The sequence below is a fragment of the Joostella atrarenae genome (genome assembly GCF_021764745.1).
Lineage (GTDB): Bacteria > Bacteroidota > Bacteroidia > Flavobacteriales > Flavobacteriaceae > Galbibacter > Galbibacter atrarenae.
This window is the reverse complement of sequence record NZ_JAETXX010000001.1, coordinates 258,556-284,019: the sequence shown is the minus strand read 5'-3', so window position 1 is coordinate 284,019 and position 25,464 is coordinate 258,556. Positions and strand designations below refer to the sequence as shown.

Below are 25,464 nucleotides of genomic sequence, written 5' to 3'. Positions count from 1 at the left end.
TTTTTAGTTTATACAAAAATACATTTTTTTAATTAAAAACAAATTTTTAGGTTTGTCTAAAAATTAATTATGTTTATATGAAAAATGTAGTTTTTACTTTCGTGAGTGTTTTATTTTTAACTACTTCTGGTTCTGCTCAACAGATTAAAGGTCGCGTAATGTCTAATGAAGAGGTCTTGGCGTTTGCTAATGTGTATCTTAAAGGGAGTGAGAAAGGAACCATTACAGATGAAAATGGTTTTTTTGAAATTTCAGAATTAAAAAATGGAACATATACAGTTATTGCTTCTTATACTGGTTTTTCTACTGAAAGGAGGGAAATTAAAATTAATGGAAATACTATAACTATTAATTTTAATTTGAAGGCGGATTCTAGTTTAGATGAGGTTGTTATCACAGGAACTCTAAAACCTGTAAGTAGAATGGAAACTCCAGTTCCTGTAGAGGTTTATAAACCTGCTTTTTTTAAAAAGAATCCTACCGCAAATGTTTTTGAAGCGCTACAGAATGTAAATGGAGTTAGGCCGCAACTCAATTGCAATATTTGTAATACAGGTGATATTCATATTAATGGACTCGAAGGGCCATATACAATGATCTTAATTGATGGGATGCCAATTGTAAGTGGATTGTCTTCTGTATATGGACTCTCTGGAATACCGAATTCTTTAATAGAAAGAATGGAGATTGTAAAAGGGCCAGCTTCTTCTTTATACGGGAGTCAAGCGGTTGGCGGACTCATAAATATAATAACCAAAACACCACAATATGCCCCCAAACTTACGGTAGATACTTTTGGTACTTCGTGGGGGGAATTTAATTTAGATATTGGATATAAAGCGCTGTTGGGAGAAAAAACATCTTTTTTGCTAGGTGCTAATTATTTTAACTTCAATCAGACTATAGATAATAACAACGATAATTTTACTGACCTCACTTTACAAGACCGAATCTCTTTATTTCAAAAATGGGATTTTAAAAGAAAAGACAACCGACTTTTTTCACTAGCGGCACGCTATTTTTACGAAGACAGATGGGGAGGGGAATTGCAATGGACACCAGCGTACAGAGGTGGTGATGAAATTTATGGGGAAAGTATTTACACTTCTCGATGGGAGTTTTTAGGAAAATACCAGCTCCCTTTTTCAGAAAAAATGCTGTTCACCTTTTCTTATGCAGATCATGATCAGAATTCCGTTTATGGAGACACTCCTTATTTAGCGCAGCAGCGCATAGCATTTGGTCAACTTACTTGGGATAAAAAAATAAAAAATCATGATTTACTCTTTGGAGCTGCTTTACGATATAATTTTTATGATGATAATACGTCTGCAACAGCAGAAGTGGACAAAAACAATCCTAATGAAGTTACGATTCCAGGGGTTTTTATTCAGGATGAAATAGAATTATCTGCCAAGCATACACTCCTTTTAGGGATGCGATACGATTATGATTCTCGTCACGGAAATATATTTACACCTCGGATGGCCTATAAATGGAGCCTTTCTGAAAATGATATCTTAAGATTGAATGCAGGAACTGGTTTTAGAGTCGTTAATCTTTTTACTGAAGAGCATGCTGCACTAACAGGGGCTAGAGATGTGATTGTTGAAGAAGAACTTAAGCCAGAACAATCGTATAACATTAATATTAATTATTTGAAGAAGATTTATACCGATAATAATAGTTTTATAGGCTTAGATCTGTCAGCTTGGTACACCTATTTTACAAATATGATTTTACCTGATTACGATACAAATCCTAATGAAATTATTTATGATAATTTAGATGGGTATGCTGTAAGTGCTGGAGTAAGTGCTAATGCAGATGTGGTTTTTTATAATGGAATAAAAGTAAACTTAGGAGCTACTTTTATGAATGTATCACAAACTGAAAATGGCATTACTACTCGGCAGATTCTAACGGAACAATTTTCTGGAACTTGGGGAGTTTCCTATAAAATAATGCCATGGAATTTAAACATCGATTATACGGGCAATGTTTATGGCCCAATGCGATTGCCGTTATTGGGAGATTTAGATCCCCGAAAGGAGTATTCTCCTGTTTGGAGTATTCAGAATATACAATTTACTTATGATGGATTTAAAAATTTTGAAATTTACGGAGGTATAAAAAATATATTGAATTGGACACCAAACAAAGGGAATCCTTTTATAATAGCTCGTGCTGAAGATCCTTTCGATAAAAATGTAGTTTTTGATGCACAAGGAAATGTACAGCCTACACCAGATAATCCGTATGCACTTACTTTCGATCCATCTTATGTGTACGGACCAAATCAAGGAATTCGAGGGTTTCTAGGGGTAAGATATTTATTAGATTAAGTTTTTTATTTTCTATGTTATTGAATTAGTGTAAAATATTTACTTTTAGCTAAAATCTAAAGAATGAAATTGTTGCCTTATTTTTTGTTTTTATTTCTGAATGTGATTTACAGTCAGACTAATATCAATGAAGTTGTAGTTTTAGAAAGTGATTCAGAAAAAAGCTTTTTGATAGCTGCTCAAGAAGGAGATCTGGTAAGCTTTAATATCAAGAAAATTAAAGGAAAGAAAATAGCAGATTTCACTTTTAGTTCATTAAATGATGGTAATACAGTCTTTTCTGAAGATAATTTTAAGTCATTAAAAAGGTCAATGGCTATTTCTGAAAAAAGTATTTATAAATTGAGTTTTGATAATGATTCTAATAAAGAGTTGACGTTTTCTGTACAAGTAAACATAGATTCTCAAGGTAGAAAACCTGCTACAATTGCTTATAGAACAGTTTACGATACAACTTACGGTCCTGAAAAAACGGAATTAAAAGAGGTGAGTAAGCTTACAACAGAAACTATCCAAAAAGAGCAGTTTTATCTCAATAGTAAGTCAAATAAGCTTGTTAAAGGCGGAAAAGATAGAGTTGTTTTTCCAGTCTATCTACCAGAAAATACTAGAGAATGGTTTTATGTGCTTACCGCAGATCGTGATAAAGAAGCGATTAATAAAACGGCAGGTACTTTTAGTTTGGCTTCAGAACTTTCAAAATATTTAGATACAGAAGTAAGTTCTATTTCATCAGCAGTAACAAATTTACAAGCGCCTCCTGGAGCTCATATTTGTGATGTGTACTTGTTAAATAAAGAGCAGGCAATGCTATTCAGAAATAATGAAGACTTTACTTTTTCTTTGGATGGAACTCGTGAAAATTATAAGTCAGGGATAATTCAGGTTAAAGAAGTGCCAAAAGAAAAGTATTTTATAGGAATCAAAAATCCAGATAATTTATATGGAATTCATATTGGGATCGAAGTTGTAGCTATTGTTGAAACAACAAAAACTATTCCTGTTCTTATAAAAACTCCAGAAATTCATACTCAAAAAGTGCCTTATGTAGAATAGCTGTTACACTACTCTTCCCATAAGCATGTTTGCAAAATCTCTTAGTGCATCTTTTTTAGTGTCATCAATAGATAGTTTATTGAGTATCTCTAACGCTTTATCGGTGTAATCTTCGATGGCTTCTAATGTAGCTTCTGCAGCTTTGCTTGAAACCATAAGCTCTTTTACCGTTTGGATTTTATTAGAAGCTTCGTTTGGACTAATAGAATACAGGTGGTGCAATTGCTGCGCCTCTTCTGCTGTTAAATGCTCGAGTGTTTTTAAGTATAAATAAGTTTTCTTATTTTCTATAATATCGCCACCAACTTGTTTTCCAAATGTTTTTGGATCTCCAAAGGCATCTAAATAATCATCTTTTAGCTGAAAAGCAATTCCTAAATTAAGACCAAAATCATAAATAGCCTGCGCTTCTTCTTCGTTAGAATCTGCTATTATTGCACCCATTTTCATCGCTGCACCAACAAGTACTGCCGTTTTATAGGTGATCATTTTTATATATTCTTCGATGGTAACATCGTCTCGAGTTTCAAAATCAACATCGTACTGCTGACCTTCGCAAACTTCAATAGCAGTTTTACTGAATAGTTTAGCTAGCTTCTGAAAAGTTTCAGGTTTATAATTTTCAAAAAATTGATACGCAACAATAAGCATGGCATCTCCAGAAAGAATTCCTGTGTTTAGATCCCATTTTTCATGTACAGTTTCTTTTCCTCTTCGCAGTGGAGCATCGTCCATAATATCATCATGAACTAAAGAGAAATTATGAAACATCTCTATCGCCATTGCAGCATGAATCGCATCCTTATAGTTTTTTCCAAATATATCTGCGGTCATTAAAGTTAGGATTGGACGTAAACGTTTCCCTCCTATATTTAAAATGTAATTGATAGGCTCGTATAAATTTACGGGCTCTTTCGTAACAAATGCTTCCTCAAGATGACTAATAAAAGTGTCTCTATAGGCTTCGATAGATAACATAGAATCAATTTTCGGCTAAAATACCATAATTAAAAAAAATGCCAATTTAATTTCGAAGTTAAATAATTGTAATACTTTGGAAACTTTTATTGTTTTTAAAGTTTCCTGTATTATATTTGCACCCAATTATGAAAGAGAAAATACTTGATAAAGCAACAGAAATGTTTTTAAGCCTAGGCTTTAAAAGCGTTACGATGGATGATATTGCTGATGAATTGGGGATGTCTAAAAAGACAATATATCAACATTTCAAAACAAAAACAGCATTAGTAGAGGCTACCGCTTTTTATATTTTTGAATCGATTTGTAGTGGTATTGAATTTATCTGTGAAGCAGCTCCTAATCCTATCGAGGAGCTATTTCATATAAAAAAATTCACAAGTGATTATTTAAGGGATAAGAAGTCGTCCGCACAATTTCAATTAAAAAAATATTACCCGAGAATATATGATAGACTTATTCTTAAGCAGTTTGAGGTAATGAAAGAAAGCGTGTCAGGTAACATCAAAAAGGGGGTGGATCTTGGAATGTACCGTAAAGAATTAGATGTAGACTTTATTTCTCGAATTTATTTTAGCGGAATGGTGGGAATAAAAGATACAGAAATTTTCCCCGTTGATATATACAAGACTGATGAGCTAGGGACCAAATTTCTAGAATACCATATTCGAGGCATTGCCACGGATAAAGGACTAACTATTTTAAATGAATTTATTAACGAAAACAAAAATTAAACGATGAGAAAATATTATATCATCGCCATATTGCTACTAATTACTACGTTGGGATTCTCTCAAGAAAAAAAATATAGCTTTTCTATGGAAGAGGCTATAAATTTTGCTTTAGACAGTAGTTATACAGCAATAAACTCTAGGCGTGACATTGCAATATCTTTAAAGAAAAAATGGGAAACTACAGCAGCTGGTCTTCCTCAAATAAATGGAGCTGTAGATTATCAGAATCAAATAAAGCAGCCTGTAACTCTTATTCCTGGTGAGATTGCTGGTGCTGAGCCTGGAACTTTTGTGCCAGTAACTTTTGGAACAAAACAGAACATGTCGCTTACAGGGACATTAACACAGCTTATTTTTGACGGTTCTTACTTGGTAGGGCTTCAAGCAGCTAAAGTTTTTGTTGATTATAATGAAAATGCTAATGAGAAAACTCTTTTAGAGGTTAGAAAAGGAGTAATTAATGCTTACGGTGGTGTTTTGTTAACCGAAGAGAGTGTTGCAATTTTTGAGAAAAACCTTGTTACCTTAAAAGATAATCTTAATGAGGCACAAGCTATGTATGATAATGGTTTTGCTGAAGAGGAAGATGTAGAGCAGCTACAGATTACAACAGCACAAATTCAAAACCAGTTAAGTAATTCCAAGAGAATGGAATCTATAGCGAAGCAGATGCTAAATTTAGCACTTGGAATTCCTGTAGATGCAGAGGTAAATCTAGAGGATAGCTTAGAGACTTTGACAATAGAAAGTGTAAGCTTAGCATTAACGGAAACTTCATTTGATTTTGAAGATAATGTAGATTATAGAATCGCAAAAAATCTAACGGAGCAAAGAGAATTGGAAGTAAAGCTTGAAAAAAGTAAAGCATTGCCAACTATAAACGGATTTATAAATTACGGTACTGCCGCTTATGATAATGACTTTATATTCTTTGAAAATGAAACTTCATGGTTCCAGTCTTCGATATTAGGGTTGAGTATGAATATTCCTATTTTTAGCTCCCTACAAAGAAGTGCAAGAACGCAGCAAGCAAAAATAGCATTAGATCAATCTAAAACAGATTTTATTCAAGCCAAGCAACAGATTAATTTAGATCTTGATAGAGCGAAGAGTAATTATAAGTTTGCTATTGAAAATTACCATACAGCAGAAAGTAATTTAGGACTTGCAGAGCGTATTGAAAAAAAGAACTTAATAAAATATAGAGAGGGTATTACCACAAGTTTCGATTTAAGACAAGCGCAAACTCAGTTGTATACCGCGCAACAAGAATATATAAATTCTATGTTGGACGTGATCGAAACGAAGGCAACATTAGAAACTGTTTTAAACACACCTCAATTATCAACAAGAAACGAATCAGCAAAAAAATAAATCAAAAAAAGATGAAACAAACATATTTAATCATATTAACAGCCTTGATTTTGGCTTCTTGTGGAGGCGATAATAAATCTGTAGAAGACGTTATAGAAAGCGGAAATTTAGAGCAGATAAAGGCAAAGCGTGAACAGGTAAATGCAGAACACGATGCTTTAAGTGCAGATTTAAAAGCACTTAATCAAGCAGTGAAAAAGCTAGATACAACAAAAAACTATGCTTTGGTGACTACTTTTGTAGCAAAGGATTCTCTTTTTAATCATTATATAGAATTACAAGGAAGTGTAAGTACTAAAGAGAATATTATTATAAATGCTGAATATTCTGGTGCACTTCAACAAGTTTTAGTAAAAGAAGGACAAGAAGTAAGGAAAGGGCAAGTTTTAGCTAGAATTGACGAAGGTGGTCTTGGAGCTCAATTAGCACAATTAAAAGCACAAGAGAGCTTATCGCAAACAACTTATGAGCGTCAGAAAAGATTATGGGAGCAGAATATTGGTTCAGAGATTCAGTATTTACAGGCTGAAACACAATATGAGTCTAATAAAAGTGCTGTTTCTCAATTGGAGAGTCAGTTAGCTAAAGCAACTGTTGTAGCTCCATTTTCAGGAACAATTGAAGAAATAATGTCAGATCAAGGGAGTAATGTTTCTATGGGAACACCTTTAATGCGTATTGTAAGTTTAAGCAATATGTATATCGAATCTGAGGTTCCAGAAAAATATTTAGCTAGTATCGAAAAAGGGACTAAAGTAATTGCTGATTTTCCAGTAATCAACAAAAAGATAGATACAGAAATTAGACAAGTAAGTAATTACATCAATCCAAATAACCGCTCTTTTAAAATTGAAGTTGGAGTTCCTAATAAAGATGGGTTGATAAAGCCAAACTTAACGGCTAAGGTTGTTATTAACGATTATACTAGTGAAAATGCTTTCTTAATTCCTCAAAGTGTTATTTCAGAAAATTCAGAAGGAAATCAATATGTGTATATCGCTACAAATATCAATGGGAGTAATGAAGCTGAAGTGCATCAGTCGATTATTCAAACAGGAAAAACACAAGGAGATTTAGTAGAGATTCTAGAAGGAATAAAAGCCGGAGATCATATTATAAAAGAAGGTGCACGTAGTGTTCAAGAAGGACAAAACGTTCAAATATTAAAGCAATAGTCCATGAGTAAAATTAATAAAAACGCCGATAAAGAATTTGGGCTTTCGTCCTGGGCTATCGAGAACAAAACCACTATCTATGTAATGATAGCGATTGTTCTTGCCTTGGGGGTTTCCGCATATTTCGGAATGCCTCGTGAGTCGTTTCCCGAAGTAAAAGAAACTAAGATTTACATCAGTACTCCATATCCAGGGAATACTGCCGAAGATATAGAACGTTTAATTACAGACCCGTTAGAAGATGAGTTGAAAAACGTAAGTAATGTCGTTGAGATTCTGTCTACTTCTCAAGAGGATTATTCTATTATTACTGTTGAATTTGATGAAGACATTGCCGTAGAAGCTGCAAAGCAAAAAGTTAAAGATGAGGTAGATGCTGAAAAAGCTGGCGAAGATTGGCCAGTATTTAATGATGCAAAGGTAGAGCCAAATGTATTTGATCTTAACTTGTCTGAAGAGATGCCAATTTTAAATATCAATATTCAGGGAGATTATCCTGTTGATAAATTAAAAGAATTTGGTGAATACCTTGAAGATAAAATTGAAGAACTTCCAGAGATTAAGCAAGTAGATATTCGTGGAGCTCAAGAGAAAGAAGTTGAGGTAGCTGTTGATGTTTATAAAATGATGGCTGCTAAAATTAGCTTTGACGATGTGTTGAATACGATTCGTAATGGAAACGTTACGATGTCTGCAGGGAATATGATTACTAGTGGGCAACGTAGAACAATTCGAATTTTAGGGGAAGTTGAAAACCCGAAGGAGCTTGATAATTTTGTAGTAAAATCTCAAGATGGAGTTGTTTATTTAAGAGATATTGCTGAAGTAACTTTTAAAGAAGAAGATAAAACTACGTTTGCTCGAGAATTTGGTCAAAGTGTAGTAATGCTCGATGTTAAAAAACGAGCTGGAAAAAACATGATTGAAGCTTCTGAGCAGATTCAAGAAATTATAAAAACTGCTAAGAAAAGTTATTATCCACCAGATTTATCGATTACAGTAGCAAACGATCAATCGTCACAAACATTAAATCAGGTAAATGACCTTGTAAACAATATCATCTTCGGGATTATATTAGTTGTAGGAGTGTTAATGTTCTTCTTAGGATTCCGAAACGCACTCTTTGTAGGGTTTGCAATCCCGATGTCGATGTTTATGTCGTTTATGATTTTGCAAGCATTAGGGTACACTTTAAACACCATGATTCTTTTCGGACTTATTATGGGTCTGGGGATGTTAGTGGATAACGGAATCGTTGTTGTAGAGAACGTTTACCGATTGATGGATGAAGAGAAAATGTCTCGAATAGAAGCTGCTAAAAAAGGAATAGGAGAGATTGCTTTCCCTATTATTATTTCTACAGCAACAACTGTTGCCGCTTTTATTCCATTAGGAATGTGGCCTGGAGTAATGGGAGAGTTTATGAAATATTTCCCGATTACACTTTCTGTTGTACTTGGTTCATCTCTTGTAGTTGCTATTTTTATGAACTCGATGTTGGTATCTCAGTTTATGGATACTGCAGAGAAAAGGCTTACAAGAAAGCAACTAATTAGGTTGAGCATAATTTTAGGAATTCCAGGAATACTGATACTAATATTTGGAGGAACTATTCGTGGTATTGGTACATTAATGATCTTTACTGCTATAATGTTCTGGATTTATAGATATTGGCTAAAAGGATCTGCAGATTACTTCCAAAGACACACATTGACTTGGTTAGAGAATAAGTATCAGAATTTCTTAAAAAAGTCTCTTCAAGGATGGAGACCTGGAATTTATGTGACGGCTACTTTTGCTTTGTTAATAGTTGTATTTATGCTGTTTGGTGCTTCTTTAGGAAGTGGGAGAACGAAGGTTGAGTTTTTCCCAGATAATAAGCCAAATCAGATTATAGTTTATATCGAATATCCGCAGGGAACAGATATCGACAAAACAAATGCCATTACAAAAGAAATTGAGAAGCGTGTTTATGCAGTTTTAAATGCTGATGAATACATGGATGGTGATTATAATTATATGGTAGAATCTGCTGTTTCTCAAGTAGGAGAAGGAGCTGGAAACCCACAAACAGATGGTGGTTCTAGTGCAGAAATGCCTCATAAAGGGAAGATTACCGCGACCATGCGCGAGTATAAATATCGTCGTGGAAAAGATAGTGAAGTGCTTCGTAAGAAGGTTCAAGAAGCACTAAACGGTGTTTTCCCAGGAATTGCTATTTCTGTTGAAAAAGATGCTAATGGACCTCCTACAGGATATCCAATTAATATAGAATTAAGTGGTGAAGATTATGATGAGTTAATTGTTACTGCTGAAAAAATGCGTGATTATATCAACACTAGAAATGTAGCTGGAGTTGAAGAGCTTAAGATCGATGTAAATAAAGACAAACCTGCAATGGTTGTTGAAGTTGACAGACAAAAAGCGGGAGAACTTGGAGTTGCTGTTGGGCAAGTAGGGAATCAATTGCGTCGTTCTATTTTTGGTGAAAAAGCTGGGATCTATAAAGAAGATGGAGATGATTACGATATTTATGTTCGTTTCAATGAAGATTTAAGATACAATCAGAGTGCGCTTTTCGATCAGAATATAATATTTCGTGATCAGGCGTCTGGACAAATAAAGGAGATTCCTGTTTCTGCTGTTTCAAAGCATAAAAACACCTCTTCTTTTAGTGCTATTAAGCATAGAGATTTAAAGCGTGTGGTTACCGTGTATTCTGGATTAGCTCCAGGTTATACTGATGCTGGTGCTGTTGTAGGGAAGATCCAAAAGGAGATGAATAATTTTGATGCTCCAAATGAGATTCATATTGATTATACTGGTCAGTTAGAAGAGCAACAAAAGCAAATGAATTTCTTAATGGGTGCTTTCTTTTCAGGATTGGGACTTATTATGCTAATTTTAATTTTTCAGTTTAGCTCTATTTCTAAGCCAACTATTATTATGTTAGCTATCTTCTTGAGTTTTATAGGAGTTTTTGGAGGATTAATGGTTACAGGTTGGTCGTTTGTTATTATGATGACAATGATGGGAATTATCTCGCTGGCCGGAATTGTGGTTAATAATGGAGTTGTATTACTCGATTATGCTCAGATTCTTATCGATAGAAGAAAAATAAGATTAGGATTAACTGAAAATGATGATATTCTTCCTAAAGAAGACATGAAAGAAGTATTAGTAATGTCTGGAAGAGCAAGATTACGTCCAGTTTTACTTACGGCAATTACTACCATTTTAGGATTAATTCCTTTGGCAATTGGGTTGAATATTGATTTCTTCTCCTTGTTTACCAATTTTAACCCTGATATTTATATGGGAGGAGATAACGTAATTTTCTGGGGTCCTCTAGCTTGGACAGTAATTTTCGGACTATTTATAGCTACTTTCTTAACGCTAATTATTGTTCCACTTTTATTTTACATCGTATATTTAATAAAGTTTAAATTCAGAAGTAAAAAGGAAGAAGTTATTGAAAAACTAGATGATGTGTCACCAGTTTAAATAATATTTAAGTTCGTTTTTGAGAAAATCGGCTTTGTGAAATATTCATAAAGCCGATTTTTTTATTTCTGAAAGAATTTTAATTTTCCTAACGGTAATAAATAATTATTTAGAATAAACTTGTTTGCCCATTGCCACTATATTTAATTTTATGACGTTGCATTTCGAACAAACTATGGTTTAATTTAGGTAATTCTTTATCTTTAAAGTAGGTATGCCGTGCTATTCTAATAAGGTTGTGTATTTGTTCAGCAATCTTCCCTTCTCCTGTTTTCCTTACGCCATATCTGCTGTCGTTCAAGCTTCCGCCGTGACATTCCGCAATTTGATTTAAAACTTTATCAGCACTATCTGGGAGCGTCTTTTTAATCCAGTCGGTAAAAAGTTCCCCAATAGCTCCATTAAGACGCACCATTGTAAAAGCAATAGATTTTGCTCCGTTTTCGCTAACAGCCTTAGCTAACGGTAAAATTTCATGACTGTTTATAGCTGGGATTATTGGAGCTATCATTACATTAACAGGGATGTTGTGGTCACTTAATAGTTTTACAGTTTCCAACCTTTTTTTAATGCTTGTGGTTCGTGGCTCTAAAATTCTTCTGGTCTCTTCACTCAAAGAAGTGATTGAAATATTAACAGCAATAAGCCCTTCAGAAGTAAGCTCTTTTAAAAGATCTAAATCTCTTTTTATAAAAGCATTCTTAGTTATAATAGCTACTGGGTGTTTATATTTTAAAAACACTTCTAAGCATTTTCGAGTTATTTGATAGCTTTGTTCTGCTGGCTGATAACAGTCTGTATTTCCAGACATAACAATAGTTTTTGCCTTCCAGTTCCTACTAAGTAGTTTCTCTTCTAAAAGTTGTGGTGCATTCTTTTTTACTAATATTTTACGTTCAAAATCTAATCCAGCACTATAGCCCCAATATTCATGAGAATTTCTAGCATAACAGTAGATGCAACCATGTTCGCATCCTTGATATGCATTCATAGAGTAACTCATTCCAACGTCTGGACTCGTTACTTTATTTACTATTGTTTTCGGGAATACTTCTAAGTAGCTTGTTTTGTTTTTATCTGCTACTTCACCCTCTAAGCGGCAATACTCTAAGAAATCATCTCTAGTTTCGTAAGATAATTTCTGAAACTTATTGTGTACGTTCAGTTGAGCGCCTCTACCTTTAATAAAATTTTTATTGGACATATTCCAAAATTATGGAAAAAATCCATTCACTCCATTGGTTTTACTTCAAAATTTTTTACGTAACTTTTTGCCTTTATTTTTCATTAACCAATAAAATACTAACTATTTAGAAATGAAACGAAGAAACTTTATTAAGAACACTGCAGCCGCCGGAAGTGCACTTTATATCATTCCATCTCATGTAATGGGAGGGGTTCATACCGCACCAAGTGATACGCTCTATTTAGCAGGAATTGGTGTTGGAGGCCGTGGTGAAGCGGTCGTTAGAAATCTTCATAAAACAGGAAAAGTAAAATTTGTATCCCTTTGTGATGTTGATGATGTAAGGGCTAAGAAAACTTTTTCAGAGCATCCTAAGGCTAAGACTTATCGTGATTTTAGAAAGGTCTACGATAATCATTTAAAGGATATTGATGGGATTATGGTTGCTACGCCAGATCATAATCATGCTACAGTTGCAGTTCCTTTTATGCAAGCTAAGAAACATGCATATGTAGAGAAACCTTTAACGCATACCATTGCTGAAGCTCGATTAATGTCGAAAATCACGAAAGAGCAAGGTATTGTAACCCAAATGGGGAATCAAGGAAGTTCTTCGGATGGCGCTAGAACAACGCAAGAATGGATAGAGGCCGGCGTTATAGGTAAGATTATAAAAGTTGATTGTTGGACAAATAGACCTGTATGGCCACAAGGATTAAAAAATAGTCCAGAAGGGGAGCCTGTTCCAGATACTTTAGATTGGAATCAATGGCTAGGGCCTGCGGAATTCAGACCATATAATTCTGCTTATTTGCCATTTAAATGGCGAGGTTGGTGGGACTTTGGAACTGGAGCTTTAGGCGATATGGGTTGCCATATTCTAGAAACACCTTTTAGAACGCTAAAACTTGGATATCCAACAGAAGCTGAAGCTAGTTGTACAACGGTTTGGTCTGGAGATTTTATAGAAGCAAATTATGATGAGGCATGTCCTCCTTCTTCTATTGTAAGGTTAAAGTTTGATACAGAAGCTCATGGTCAAATAGATGTTAATTGGTATGATGGTGGAATAATGCCAAAAATTCCTGAAGAATTGCAAGAAGGGGAAACTATTGGTGATGCTGGTGGAGGTTCTATTTTTTATGGAGAAAAGGGAATCTTAGTAACAGATGCATATTCAGAAAACCCTAGAATCTTAAATCATTATAAAGATAAAGTTGGTGCTTTCCCAAAACCTAGTCTTAAAAGAGTGGATGGTGCTATTGGCGGTCATTATAATAATTTTGTAGATGGATGTTTAAAAGGAGTGGAGACGTCTTCACCTTTTTCTTATGCAGGGCCTTTAACGGAGGCTGTTCTGATGGGGAATCTCGCTATAAAAGCTTTCCAGTATAAGGTTTTACAACCAGGTAAGAAGGTTGGAGATTGGGCGCCTTATGATTACCCAGGTAGAAAGAAAATAATGTGGGACGGCGAGAATATGCGCGTAACAAATTATGAAGATGCTAATAAATGGGTTACTGGTACATACCGTAAGGGATGGGAATTATTATAATTCTAAGTGACCCTAAATAAGATTAAGATACTTATTGAAAAAACGTCTGCGGAAGCAGGCGTTTTTTTATTGTTCTTTCTGAAGTTTTAATTTGGAAGTAATTGAAAATAAAAAGGGCGGAAATTAATCCGCCCTTTTTGCCCCAAATCTTACCATGAACTTAACCTACTTATGCTATGGTATTCCAAATATATATCTTGTAATTGTTTATGTAATTAACAATCGGTTGTAATGTCTTTTTATTAGATGAAGTGAAGAGTTTAATACTTAAATATGGGATACAATAATATTATTATAAGAATAGAATTTGTGTAAAAATAAAAAGGGCGGAAATTAATCCGCCCTTTTTGCCCCAAATCTTACCATGAACTTAACCTACTTATGCTATGGTATTAACAAATATAGGTTTTATTACGTATTTATAAGTTAATAATCAGTTAAATTACTGTTTTTAACGTTTAAATGCACTTTTATTGTTAATATGCTCGTCCTTGAACTCCCTCGTAAAAATTGATAAAAGCTCTATTAACAACTCTATTTCCTCCTGGAGTAGGGTAATCTCCAGTGAAGTACCAGTCTCCTAAATTTTTAGGACAGGCTTTATGTAGGTTTTCAACAGTTTGATATATTATTTGTACTTCTGCTTTAATTCCTTCAGGAGAAAGAAGTTCAGAAATCTTATTTGAAATCTCTTCATCTGTAAAAGGATCATAAAAAGCTTGAACAGCATTTTTAACCTCTGTATCTGGTAAATTCACCTGATCGATACAGTTTTTATAGATTTCCTCTACGATTCCAATAGTTCCTCGATCTTCATGAAGCGCTAATGCTGCTTTAAAGGCAATAAGCCCTTCCATTCTTGCCATGTCAATACCATAGCAATCTGGGTAACGAATTTGTGGAGCAGATGAAACTACAATTATTTTTTTAGGATTTAACCTATCAAGAATTCTAAGAATACTCTTTTTTAAAGTAGTTCCTCTTACAATACTATCATCGATAATAACTAAATTATCGGTAGGTTTTACAGAGCCATAAGTAACATCATAAACGTGAGTCACTAAATCATCTCGACTACTGTCTTCCGTTATAAAAGTCCGAAGCTTCGCGTCTTTTATAGCTACTTTTTCAATTCGAGGTCTTTTAGAAAGAATTTCATGTAAGCGCTCACTTGTAAGGTTCGCTCCTTCTTTTAAGATTTCTTGTTCTTTTTTATCATTTAAGAAATCTTGAGCAGCTTTTACCATTCCGTAAAACGATGTTTCTGCAGTATTAGGAATGTATGAAAATACAGTATTTTCAATATCTTCATCAATAGATTTTAAAATCTTTGGAAGTAGAAAACGACCTAAATTTTTACGCTCTTGATATATTTCAGCATCACTTCCTCTAGAAAAATAGATGCGCTCAAAAGAACATGCTTTTCTTTCCAAGGGCTCTAAAATCTTCTTAGTGTTTGTAGAACCGTCTTTTTTGATAATGATTGCTCTTCCAGGTCCAAGTTCTTTAATGGAATCGAAATTAACATTAAATACTGTTTGGATTACAGGTCTTTCTGAAGCCACAACTACAACTTCATCATCTTGGTAATAATATGCAGGACGGATTCCAGCAGGGTCTCTAAGTACAAATGCGTCACCATGACCAATAAGTCCAGCCATTGCATACCCTCCATCAAAATTTTTAGCTGCTTTTTTTAATATTTTAGCAACATTTAAACGTTCTGCAATAAGTGGTGAAGCTTCCATTTTATTGAAACCTTCTTTTTTAATATCCTTATATAATTTCGAAACAGCATCATCTAAAAAATGACCTATTTTTTCCATTACAGTAACCGTATCTGCTTTTTCTTTAGGATGCTGACCGATACGAATAAGGTTAGAAAACAACTCATTAACATTAGTCATATTGAAGTTACCAGCCACAATTAGATTTCTATGCATCCAATTGTTCTGTCTGATAAATGGGTGTACACTTTCAATACTATTTTTTCCAAAAGTACCGTAGCGAACGTGCCCTAACATAACTTCTCCGATGTATGGGATATTACGTTTTTGTAAATCGATACTTTCGCTGTATTCTGGATTGTCTTTTAACTCGTCGTTTATACGTGTGTTTATCTGCTTGAAAATATCTTGAATAGGCTGCGATTGATTAGAGCGCACTCTACTCATATATCTTTCCCCAGGCTGCATATTTAATTTGATGCTTGCAAAACCAGCGCCATCTTGACCTCTGTTATGTTGCTTTTCCATCATTAGGTACATTTTATTTATACCATAAAATGCAGTACCATATTTTTCTTTGTAGTATTCTAATGGTTTCAATAGCCTTACTAAGGCAATTCCACATTCGTGTTTAATAGCGTCACTCATTATAATCTATCTTATCTAATAAAAAACCCCGAAATTATTTCAGGGCAGTGGTTTCTTTATGTAAGTTTAATATCAAATTGTGTAAGACTCTTAAATTGTTGGAGCCTGTTATATATTTCTTTACTTGTTACGCTTTGTAGTCTTTCAGTTCCAAATTTCTCTACGTTAAAAGAAGCTAGATTAGAACCGTGAATAATTGCGGTTTTCATATTTTCAAAAGAATAATCATCCGTTTTTGCAATATATCCAGAAAAACCACCTGCAAAAGTATCTCCAGCACCGGTTGGATCAAATACTTCTTCTAAAGGTAAAGCAGGAGCAAAGAATATTTTTCCGTTATGGAAAAGTAAAGCTCCGTGTTCTCCTTTTTTAATTACTACATATTTTGGACCCATACTATGGATTTTTTCAGCAGCTTTTACTAATGAGTATTCACCAGATAACTGTCTTGCTTCTTCGTCATTAATAGTAATAACATCCACTTTCGTAATCACCTCTTTTAACTCTTCTAATGCAATATCCATCCAGAAGTTCATAGTGTCTAAAACGATAAGCTTCGGTTTTACTTCCATTTGTTCTATAACACTTAATTGGACGGAAGGATTTAGATTTCCTAACATCAAAACTTCAGCATCTTTAAAATTTTCTGGAACTATAGGATTGAAATCAGCTAACACATTAAGTTGTGTTTCAAGTGTATCACGAGAATTTAGATCGTTGTGGTATTTCCCCTTCCAAAAGAAAGTTTTTCCGTCTTTAACAACTTCAATCCCGCTGATGTCTATTTTTTTATCAGAAAAAAGATCTAGATATTCCTGTGGGAAGTCATTCCCAACAACAGAAACAATAGCGCTTTCTACATTGAATTGTGAAGCCGCTAAACCAATAAACGGAGCTGCTCCACCAAGAATTTTATCTGTTTTACCAAAAGGAGTTTCAATAGCGTCAAAAGCTACACTTCCAACTATTAGTAGTTTGCCCATGCAATAATTTTTTTGCAAATATAAGCTTAGTTTTCGAGTATCCCTTTTAGTTTTTCAAAAGAATGATATGGAAATGTAGTAAGAATACTGTTAATTAGCCATGCTGGAAGATTCCCATTAGGGTCGCCATACATTTGCTGTGTGATTTCGACGGTGTTTTTATCTACATTTCTTATAAGCCAATTCCCTTTAAAATTATCCATTCGGATTACATTTTTATTAGCCTTTATGTAGGTGCTGTCCGCAGGAGAAATATCTATTTTATATACTTCTTCACTAATTTGATTAATGGTAACTCTAGAGATATTGTCACGATCGCTAATAGGCCAAGGAAGATCGTTCTGCATCCATACTATAAATTCTGTCTCCGATATTTTAGCAATCAATTCACTTTCTGGGGTTTTATAATTCCAATTTTTTAGACCATTGCCGTCGGTAAGAACTTCCAGAACTTTTTCTAAGGAAGTATTTACTTTTAGAATTGCTTTGTATTCGTTGATTTTTGTTGAATCGAGTTCACGGGTATATACTTGGATATTATTTGTATTTCTTTTTAATTCCCATTCTTGCTCTTGGCAATAGGAGGAAAAAACGATTAGTAGAAAGCAAATAACAAATAGAGGTTTCATAGAGGGAGTGTAGGTTATATTGTTTTATGAGGTAGTGCTTTCATAGGCCAAATCTGCTGGTAGGTTTGGTTTTTTTGAAGCCTCTACGGCAAGAAAGTCACAACGTTCATTTTGGGGATGGTTATTATGACCTTTTATCCATTGAAAGCTAACTTTCTGCTTTCGGTATTCAATTAAAAATTCTTTCCATAAGTCAGGATTCTTTTTGTCTTTAAATTTTTTCTTCTCCCATCCAAAAACCCATCCTTTTTCTACGGCATCAACAACATATTTAGAATCGGAGAACACTTTTATGGCAATGTTATTCTTTTTAAGTTTTTTCAAAGCTTCTATAACAGCCATTAGTTCCATACGGTTGTTAGTTGTTTTTCTAAAACCTTGAGAAAATTCCTTTTTATAGGGTTTTCCTACCCATTCCATAACAATTCCGTAGCCACCAGGACCAGGATTTCCTCTAGAGGAACCATCAGTATATATATAAACGTCTTGTTTAGTCATTTAGTACTTTTTCAATAATTTTTGGAAAATGCATGTATTCTAATTGATGAATTTTATGCGCTACATCTTCCGCATTATCATTTGGGGTAATCGCTACACTTTCTTGAAAGATAATATTTCCTTCATCATAATTTTCATTTACATAATGTATAGTAATTCCAGATGTTGTCTCTTTATTTGTCACAACAGCTTCATGAACGTGCATTCCATACATTCCTTTACCTCCATATTTTGGTAATAATGCAGGGTGGATATTTATAATCTTGTTTGGGAAAGCTTTTATTATGTCTGAAGGTACTTTCCATAAAAATCCAGCTAAAACTATTAAATCTGGTTTCAAAATCGACAAGAAGTTGACGATATGACCATTTGTAAAAGCAGTTTTATTGAAAGAAATGGCACTTTTTCCGTATATTGTTGCTCGATCTAGAACTTTTGCCTCTTTTTTATTTGATAAAATCATAGTGACGGAAGCAGTCTTAGAATCCTCAAAGTATTTAATGATATTTTCGGCATTGGTTCCGGAGCCAGAGGCTAATATAACGATGCTTTTCATAGGATGTAATTATTTTAATTATAGGCAAAAAAAAGGATAAATATTAACAATATGAAGGTAAAAATAGAATACTTGAATTAAAAAATATGAACTTTAAAAGCACATTTTAGCTTCAAAACGTTTTTTTAAAGTAAAGTTTTTTATTTTTGCGAACAATTAAATTTTAAAACAAAAAAATTATGTCAGACATTGCATCAAGAGTAAAAGCGATTATCGTAGACAAATTAGGTGTAGATGAGAATGAGGTTGTGCCAGAAGCAAGCTTCACTAACGATTTAGGCGCGGACTCATTAGACACTGTGGAATTAATCATGGAATTCGAAAAAGAATTTGATATCCAAATTCCAGACGATCAAGCTGAAAACATTGCTACTGTTGGTCAAGCAGTAAAGTATATCGACGAAGCAAAGTAAACGTTTTTATAAAAAGATAGACCAAAAAATTTATTCATGCTATATTGCGTGAATAAATTTTTTTGGTAAATCTTTATTTTTATTTATTATTTATCAGAATAAAAAATATTCAGATGAAATTAAAGCGAGTTGTAGTAACAGGACTAGGAGCATTAACACCCATAGGGAATACTGTAGATGAATATTGGAACAGTCTTTTGAACGGCGTTAGTGGAGCTGCTCCAGTAACCCATTTCGATGCGTCCAAATTCAAAACACAATTCGCCTGTGAGTTAAAGAATTTTGACCCTACAAACTATATAGACAGAAAGGAAGCGCGTCGTATGGACCGTTTTGCTCAGTATGCCATGGTTACGGCAGATGAGGCCTTAAAAGATTCTGGACTTGACATCGATAAGGTGAATAAGTATAGAGTAGGTGTTATTTGGGGAGCAGGAATTGGCGGATTAGAAACTTTTCAAGAAGAGGTAACTAATTATGCTAATGGAGATGGAACTCCAAGGTTTAATCCTTTCTTTATCCCAAAAATGATTGCAGACATTGCGCCCGGATTAATTTCCATAAAACATGGTTTCATGGGGCCTAATTATACTACTGTATCTGCATGTGCGTCGTCGGCAAATGCTATTATCGATGCGCTTAATTCTATTCGTTTAGGAACAACCGATGTTGTTATAACTGGAGGTTCTGAGGCAGCTGTTACAGCAGCCGGAATGGGAGGATTTAATGCGATGCATGCAATGAGTACTAGAAACGATGACCCTCAGGCGGCATCTAGACCTTTCGATGCAAATCGAGATGGTTTTGTGCTAGGAGAAGGATCTGGAGCGTTAGTACTTGAAGAATATGAACACGCAATTGCTCGTGGAGCAAAAATTTATGCAGAAGTTGTTGGTGGAGGTTTATCTTCTGATGCTTACCACATGACAGCACCACATCCAGAAGGTATTGGAGTTGTAGCTGTTATGAAAAATTGCTTGGAGAATGCTGGTTTAAAACCAGAGGATGTCGATGCAATTAATACGCATGGTACTTCAACGCCGCTAGGCGATGTTGCAGAACTTAAAGCGATTGGTAAAGTATTTGGAGAATATGCTTACGATATAAACATCAACTCTACAAAATCTATGACAGGACACTTATTGGGTGCTGCTGGAGCTGTAGAAGCTATTGCCTCTATCTTAGCAATTGAAAACAGCGTAGTTCCTCCTACAATAAATCACTCAACAGTAGATGAGAACATCGATCCTAAGCTTAATTTAACTTTAAATAAAGCACAGAAGAGAGAAGTTAAGGTTGCAATGAGTAATACTTTTGGTTTTGGTGGACACAATGCTTGTGTAGTATTTAAAAAGCTAGATTAGATATCAATCCTACTGAATGAAAATCATTCGAAAAATATTAAATTCCCGATCACAAGATGACGGGGATTTTTTTTTAGAAATTCATCGGATATTAGGTTTCAAACCCAAAAATATAGCGCTTTATAAAAAAGCTTTTACGCATCGTTCTATTAATTTAAAAGACGATAAGGGATTGCCTCTTAATTACGAACGTTTAGAGTTTCTAGGGGATACTATGCTCGGTTCTATCATATCTCATTATCTATACAATGAGGTTCCAGAAGGAGATGAGGGATATCTTACTAAAATGCGTTCTAAAATTGTCAGCAGAGAGCATCTTAACGAATTAGGAAAGGATTTAAATCTTATTAAATTCGTTAAAAGTAAGATTCCAAACGAACACTTCGGAGATAATATCCATGGAAATGTTTTTGAAGCATTGGTAGGTGCTATTTTCCTAGATAGAGGGTATCATTATTGCGAACGTTTTATAAAAAAATGTGTTGTAAAACCCTATGTTGATATCGAAAATTTAGAGGGTAAAATAATAAGTTATAAGAGTTTAATTATTGAGTGGTGTCAGAAAGAAAAGAAGGTATTTCTTTTTGATACATATGAAGATAATGGAAACGATGATTTAAAACATTTTGCTGTAAAACTCTATATCGACAAAAAAATAATTTCTAAAGCTAGAGCAACTTCTAAGAAAAAAGCGGAAGAAAGTGCATCAAAAAGAGCTTATTATGCTTTGCAGCATAAAATTGAGGAAACTTCATAAGCAGTACTATAACGTTTTCGTTTTAAAATCAATGCAATCAAGTACTTAAAAGTTGCTAAGTCAGAGTTATAATTATATATTTACAATTCCGTGTAAACTCATTTATGGCTATCTATAAACTTTTAGATGATTTTTATGAACACTCATATACTTTAATCGCTATCCACGGTTCCTTAGACGATTATAGGCTTGCTTATTTTTTAAATTCAGAATTTAAAATAAATTTACGCAGACTTAAAACTGATGTGAACATAGCAGAACGAGTAAATACTTCTGTATTTAAATCGTATGATGATGTAAATGAAGTGTCTTGGAGTTTAATAAAAAATAGAATTAATATAGAACAAATTGGGACTGAAGTAAGTCTTTTTGCTGAAAAGAAATCAGTGAAACGTTTCTTTTTCATTCCAGAATATAGTAAAGCGGATTATTTCCTTAAGATTGATGAAGATGGACCCTATAGGGATGAAATAAAGGTATTGGTGAAGCTCAAAAAAATACCAGGAATTATTACCGCATATAAAGTAGAAGCACAACAACTAAAATCTAAAAATAACTTAATTTTTCTAACGAATGCCTAATAGAAAAAAGACAAAAATTGTAGCAACGCTTGGTCCCGCCACAAGTACCAAGGAGGTCTTAAAAGACATGATTGAAGCAGGGGTTAATGTTTTCAGAATTAACTTTTCACATGCTAACTATGACGATGTAAAAGAACGTATCGATATGATTCGCTCTTTAAATAAAGAATTTAATTATAACACCGCCATTCTTGCCGATCTTCAAGGACCTAAACTTCGTGTTGGGGTGATGAAAGAAGACGTAATTGTATCTCCTGGAGACGAATTAACTTTCGTTACAGGAAAAGCTTTTGAAGGAGATGCGAAGCGTGTTTATATGAATTATAAAGAATTTCCTAGAGATGTAAAACCAGGAGAACGTATTTTACTTGATGACGGGAAATTAATGTTTGAAGTTATAGCTACTGATAAAAAAGCAGAGGTAACAGCAAAAGTTATTCAAGGAGGGCCATTGAGATCTAAAAAAGGAGTTAACCTTCCTAATACAGATATCTCTTTACCAGCACTTACAAAAAAGGATATTGAAGACGCTATTTTTGCAGTAAAGCAAGATGTAGATTGGTTGGCTTTATCTTTTGTTCGTAATAGCGAAGATTTGATGGATCTTAAGAAGTTGATTGCTGAACATACAGATCAAAAAATTCCGATTATAGCTAAGATTGAAAAACCTGAAGCTGTAGAAAATATAGATAAGATTGTTGCTTATTGTGACGGATTAATGGTTGCACGTGGTGACCTTGGTGTAGAAATTCCTGCTCAAGAAGTTCCATTAGTGCAGAAACAATTAGTACTTAGAGCTAAAAAAGCGAGAATTCCAGTAATTATTGCTACCCAAATGATGGAGACAATGATTTCTAGCTTGACTCCAACTAGAGCAGAAGTTAATGATGTTGCCAATTCAGTAATGGATGGTGCAGATGCTGTAATGCTTTCTGGAGAGACTTCTGTAGGAGCGTATCCTGTTCAAGTAATTGAGAAAATGTCTAGTATTATTGATAGTGTAGAGCATTCTCCATTAATTAAGGTGCCTCAAGAGCCACCACATATCAAAACAAAAAGATATATTACAAAATCTGTTTGTTTCCATGCAGCAACTATGGCAAATGAAATTAATGCAAAAGTTATTTCTACATTAACAAATAGTGGATATACAGCTTTTCAAATTTCTGCTTGGAGACCAAAAGCGCATATTTTAGTATTTACATCGAATACTAGAATTGTAACTCAACTTAGTCTTCTATGGGGGGTTAAAGCTTTCTATTATGATAAGTTTGTAAGTACAGATCAAACTATTGAAGATGTGAATAAGATAGCTTGCGAAAAAGGATTCCTAGATAAAGGAGATATGATGATTAGCCTTGCAGCAATGCCAATTAAAGAAAAAGGAATGGTAAATACTTTGAGAGTTACAGAGATATAATTCTTAAAACATATTGTAATATTTTAAACCGCTTATATCTAATTATAAGCGGTTTATTTTTTTGGAATATATATAAACAGAACAGACTTATATTGTTCTCCTAGCTTTCCTCTAAGCACACAATAAGCCTTTGTTATTTGTGCTTCCACTGTTTTTATAGATATATCTAAATATTCTGCGATTTCGATATTTGTAAGACCATCGACTTTACTTAACATGAAAATATTCTTGCATTTTGGAGGTAGTTTTTCAATTTCCTTCGTTACTATTTTAAAGAAATATTCAATCTTATTATCGTCAACACTTGTTGTAATTTCTTCTAAGTTTTCTAAATATTTATAATGTAAATAAGTAGTTGCTTTACTTTTCTGATATGTATTAACAAATTCATTATAAACGGATTTGTATAAAAAACTTTGAATAGACAAAGAGGCATCTAGCTTTTTTCGGTATTGCCAGGTCTTTAATAATACATTTTGTACAATATCTTCAGCAATAGTTTTATCGTTAATTAAGCTTACAGCATATGCATATATTTTTCGGTAATAGTTATCAATTAAAAATTCATAAGCCTTTTCATCTCCTTTTTTTAATCTATCAATAAAAAAAATATAATTCTTAAATGTCATAAAAGGAATTTGGTTGGTTTATAGGCAATCAAATTTATGTTAATAAAAGTGAATTTGACAATTTTTATATGAAAAAAATAAGGGTATTATATTTTTCAGCTGTAATAATAAATAAATACTTAAAATGATTCCTTCAGATATAGAAGATATTATTTCAAAATTCCTTAACAATTCTGCAAACTCTATAGAATTGGATATGCTTCATGAATGGATTGAAAAGGGTAATAATATTAATGTATTTAAAACATATGTGGAAACACATTTTGCAATAGCTGTAGCAATGAATCAACCTGATTTAAAGAAAATAAAAAATAATTTTTTAAATGATGTACGAAAGGAGAAAAGAAAGCAGCGCTTTTTGAACATGACGTCCTTACTTAAATATGCTGCTGTAGTAATATTTATAATTGGCGCTGGACTTATGTTTAAAAGTAATTTTTATTCAGATGATTTAGAACAAACAATATCTCCTAGAGAAGGAGAAATCACACTCCAGTTAGCAAATGGTGAGGTGAAAAGCATAAAAAATGGAGCTCAAATAGATATTAAAGGTAATAAAGGGGAAACGCTTGCAAATAGTGATGGTAATAAACTTTCGTATAGCAATAAGGTTGAAGATGACGAAACGTTAGTTTACAATAAATTAACTATTCCATACGGAAAAAAATATGACTTAATATTAGCAGATGGTACTCGTGTAAAGTTAAATTCAGGGAGCTCAATAAAGTTTCCTACCAAGTTTAATAATATTAATGAACGTCGTGTTTTTTTAGAGGGTGAAGCTTTTTTTGTAGTGAGTCATAATCAGCAAAAACCATTTTATGTGCAAGCCAATGGAGTTGATATTAAGGTATACGGTACAGAATTTAATGTTAAAAACTATACTGAGAATAAAACAACTGAAGTAGTATTAGTTAGTGGATCTGTAAGTCTTGCTCAAAATAATAGTACAAGTAAAAAGGAAGAATTTAAATTGCAGCCTGGAGAAAGAGGATCTTTTGATAGAACAGATAAAGCAATTGTTAAAGATAAAGTTGATACTTCTATATATACTTCTTGGGTACAAGGTAATTTAATTTTCAAGAATGAACCTTTTAAAAATATAATTAAGGCTTTAGAGCGAAGCTATAATGTGGTAATTATTAATAATAATAAGGTTTTAGATGAAGAACATTTTAATGCAACAATTGAGACTGAGTATGAATCTATAGAACAGGTATTTAATTATTTCAGTAAAGTATATAGTATAGAATATAAGGTAATTGAAAATAAAATAGTAATTAATTAACGATGCTTTTATGAAGAAAAACTAATCAAAACTATTTTTTTTAAAGGTTAGTCACTTTACTATT

General features: G+C 33.4%; 21 protein-coding genes. 13 read left to right on the top strand and 8 right to left on the bottom strand.

All coding sequences use genetic code 11. The features are described 5' to 3' along the window. Positions 1–77 precede the first annotated feature (77 nt). Both JM658_RS01185 and JM658_RS01180 read left to right on the top strand, forming a co-directional pair. On the top strand, positions 78–2,345 hold the full coding sequence (locus JM658_RS01185; RefSeq protein WP_236957399.1) for a TonB-dependent receptor: 2,268 nt from the start codon (positions 78–80) through the stop codon (positions 2,343–2,345). Positions 2,346–2,408: 63 nt separating this feature from the next. After that, positions 2,409–3,401 (top strand): hypothetical protein, encoded by a 993-nt coding sequence (locus JM658_RS01180; RefSeq protein WP_236957398.1) that lies wholly within the window; start codon positions 2,409–2,411, stop codon positions 3,399–3,401. Positions 3,402–3,404: 3 nt separating this feature from the next. Here the strand turns inward: JM658_RS01180 and JM658_RS01175 are convergent, their stop codons facing one another. Beyond that, entirely contained in the window at positions 3,405–4,379 is a 975-nt protein-coding gene (locus JM658_RS01175) for a polyprenyl synthetase family protein (RefSeq protein ID WP_236957397.1), read from the bottom strand. Between the two features lie 128 nt (positions 4,380–4,507). On the opposite strand from JM658_RS01175, the gene JM658_RS01170 reads away from it, so the two are divergent. Genes JM658_RS01170 through JM658_RS01155 form a run of 4 tightly spaced genes read left to right on the top strand, consistent with a single transcriptional unit; the run spans position 4,508 to position 11,166 of the window. Continuing rightward, positions 4,508–5,113, top strand: a complete 606-nt coding sequence (locus JM658_RS01170; protein ID WP_236957396.1) for a TetR/AcrR family transcriptional regulator — start codon at positions 4,508–4,510, stop codon at positions 5,111–5,113. Between the two features lie 3 nt (positions 5,114–5,116). Continuing rightward, entirely contained in the window at positions 5,117–6,487 is a 1,371-nt protein-coding gene (locus tag JM658_RS01165; RefSeq protein ID WP_236957395.1) for a TolC family protein, read from the top strand. 11 nt (positions 6,488–6,498) lie between these two features. Then, the gene (locus JM658_RS01160; protein WP_236957394.1) at positions 6,499–7,662 is read left to right on the top strand and encodes an efflux RND transporter periplasmic adaptor subunit; all 1,164 of its coding nucleotides are present in this window, start codon (positions 6,499–6,501) and stop codon (positions 7,660–7,662) included. Between the two features lie 3 nt (positions 7,663–7,665). Then, on the top strand, positions 7,666–11,166 hold the full coding sequence (locus JM658_RS01155; protein WP_236957393.1) for an efflux RND transporter permease subunit: 3,501 nt from the start codon (positions 7,666–7,668) through the stop codon (positions 11,164–11,166). A 109-nt stretch (positions 11,167–11,275) separates the two neighbouring features. On the opposite strand, the gene JM658_RS01150 is transcribed toward JM658_RS01155, so the two are convergent. Continuing rightward, positions 11,276–12,370, bottom strand: coding sequence for a PA0069 family radical SAM protein (locus tag JM658_RS01150; protein WP_236957392.1), 1,095 nt, complete (start codon positions 12,368–12,370; stop codon positions 11,276–11,278). Positions 12,371–12,482: 112 nt separating this feature from the next. Here JM658_RS01150 and JM658_RS01145 point away from each other — a divergent pair, with 112 nt between their 5' ends. Continuing rightward, complete coding sequence (locus JM658_RS01145) at positions 12,483–13,907, top strand: Gfo/Idh/MocA family protein (RefSeq protein ID WP_236957391.1); 1,425 nt, start codon at positions 12,483–12,485, stop codon at positions 13,905–13,907. A gap of 476 nt (positions 13,908–14,383) precedes the next feature. On the opposite strand, the gene JM658_RS01140 is transcribed toward JM658_RS01145, so the two are convergent. Genes JM658_RS01140 through purN form a run of 5 tightly spaced genes read right to left on the bottom strand, consistent with a single transcriptional unit; the run spans position 14,384 to position 18,948 of the window. After that, positions 14,384–16,282 (bottom strand): amidophosphoribosyltransferase, encoded by a 1,899-nt coding sequence (locus JM658_RS01140; protein WP_236957390.1) that lies wholly within the window; start codon positions 16,280–16,282, stop codon positions 14,384–14,386. Positions 16,283–16,338: 56 nt separating this feature from the next. Further along, complete coding sequence (locus JM658_RS01135) at positions 16,339–17,265, bottom strand: PfkB family carbohydrate kinase (protein ID WP_236957389.1); 927 nt, start codon at positions 17,263–17,265, stop codon at positions 16,339–16,341. Positions 17,266–17,291: 26 nt separating this feature from the next. After that, the gene (locus JM658_RS01130; protein WP_236957388.1) at positions 17,292–17,894 is read right to left on the bottom strand and encodes an START domain-containing protein; all 603 of its coding nucleotides are present in this window, start codon (positions 17,892–17,894) and stop codon (positions 17,292–17,294) included. A 24-nt stretch (positions 17,895–17,918) separates the two neighbouring features. Next, complete coding sequence (gene rnhA, locus JM658_RS01125; protein WP_236957387.1) at positions 17,919–18,392, bottom strand: ribonuclease HI; 474 nt, start codon at positions 18,390–18,392, stop codon at positions 17,919–17,921. Continuing rightward, a complete protein-coding gene (gene purN / locus JM658_RS01120) occupies positions 18,385–18,948 on the bottom strand; it encodes a phosphoribosylglycinamide formyltransferase (protein WP_236957386.1) in 564 nt (187 codons plus the stop codon). The genes rnhA and purN overlap by 8 nt, the downstream gene beginning before the upstream one ends. Positions 18,949–19,127: 179 nt before the next feature. Between purN and JM658_RS01115 the strand changes: the two genes are divergently transcribed. The 5 genes from JM658_RS01115 (at position 19,128) to pyk (ending at position 23,483) form a co-directional block, all read left to right on the top strand. Continuing rightward, positions 19,128–19,361, top strand: coding sequence for an acyl carrier protein (locus tag JM658_RS01115; protein WP_236957385.1), 234 nt, complete (start codon positions 19,128–19,130; stop codon positions 19,359–19,361). A gap of 113 nt (positions 19,362–19,474) precedes the next feature. Continuing rightward, the gene (gene fabF / locus JM658_RS01110; RefSeq protein WP_236957384.1) at positions 19,475–20,725 is read left to right on the top strand and encodes a beta-ketoacyl-ACP synthase II; all 1,251 of its coding nucleotides are present in this window, start codon (positions 19,475–19,477) and stop codon (positions 20,723–20,725) included. Between the two features lie 16 nt (positions 20,726–20,741). Next, positions 20,742–21,482, top strand: coding sequence for a ribonuclease III (rnc, locus tag JM658_RS01105; protein WP_236957383.1), 741 nt, complete (start codon positions 20,742–20,744; stop codon positions 21,480–21,482). Between the two features lie 104 nt (positions 21,483–21,586). Beyond that, positions 21,587–22,063, top strand: coding sequence for an IPExxxVDY family protein (locus JM658_RS01100; RefSeq protein WP_236957382.1), 477 nt, complete (start codon positions 21,587–21,589; stop codon positions 22,061–22,063). Next, positions 22,056–23,483, top strand: a complete 1,428-nt coding sequence (gene pyk / locus JM658_RS01095) for a pyruvate kinase (protein ID WP_236957381.1) — start codon at positions 22,056–22,058, stop codon at positions 23,481–23,483. Before JM658_RS01100 ends, pyk begins: the two co-directional genes overlap by 8 nt. Before the next feature lie 53 nt (positions 23,484–23,536). On the opposite strand, the gene JM658_RS01090 is transcribed toward pyk, so the two are convergent. Beyond that, positions 23,537–24,112: an RNA polymerase sigma factor gene (locus tag JM658_RS01090; RefSeq protein ID WP_236957380.1), complete on the bottom strand. Its 576-nt coding sequence runs from the start codon at positions 24,110–24,112 to the stop codon at positions 23,537–23,539. A gap of 124 nt (positions 24,113–24,236) precedes the next feature. Between JM658_RS01090 and JM658_RS01085 the strand changes: the two genes are divergently transcribed. After that, positions 24,237–25,400 carry a FecR family protein gene (locus JM658_RS01085; RefSeq protein ID WP_236957379.1) on the top strand — a complete coding sequence of 388 codons (1,164 nt, stop codon included), beginning with the start codon at positions 24,237–24,239 and terminating at the stop codon, positions 25,398–25,400. Positions 25,401–25,464: the final 64 nt, after the last annotated feature.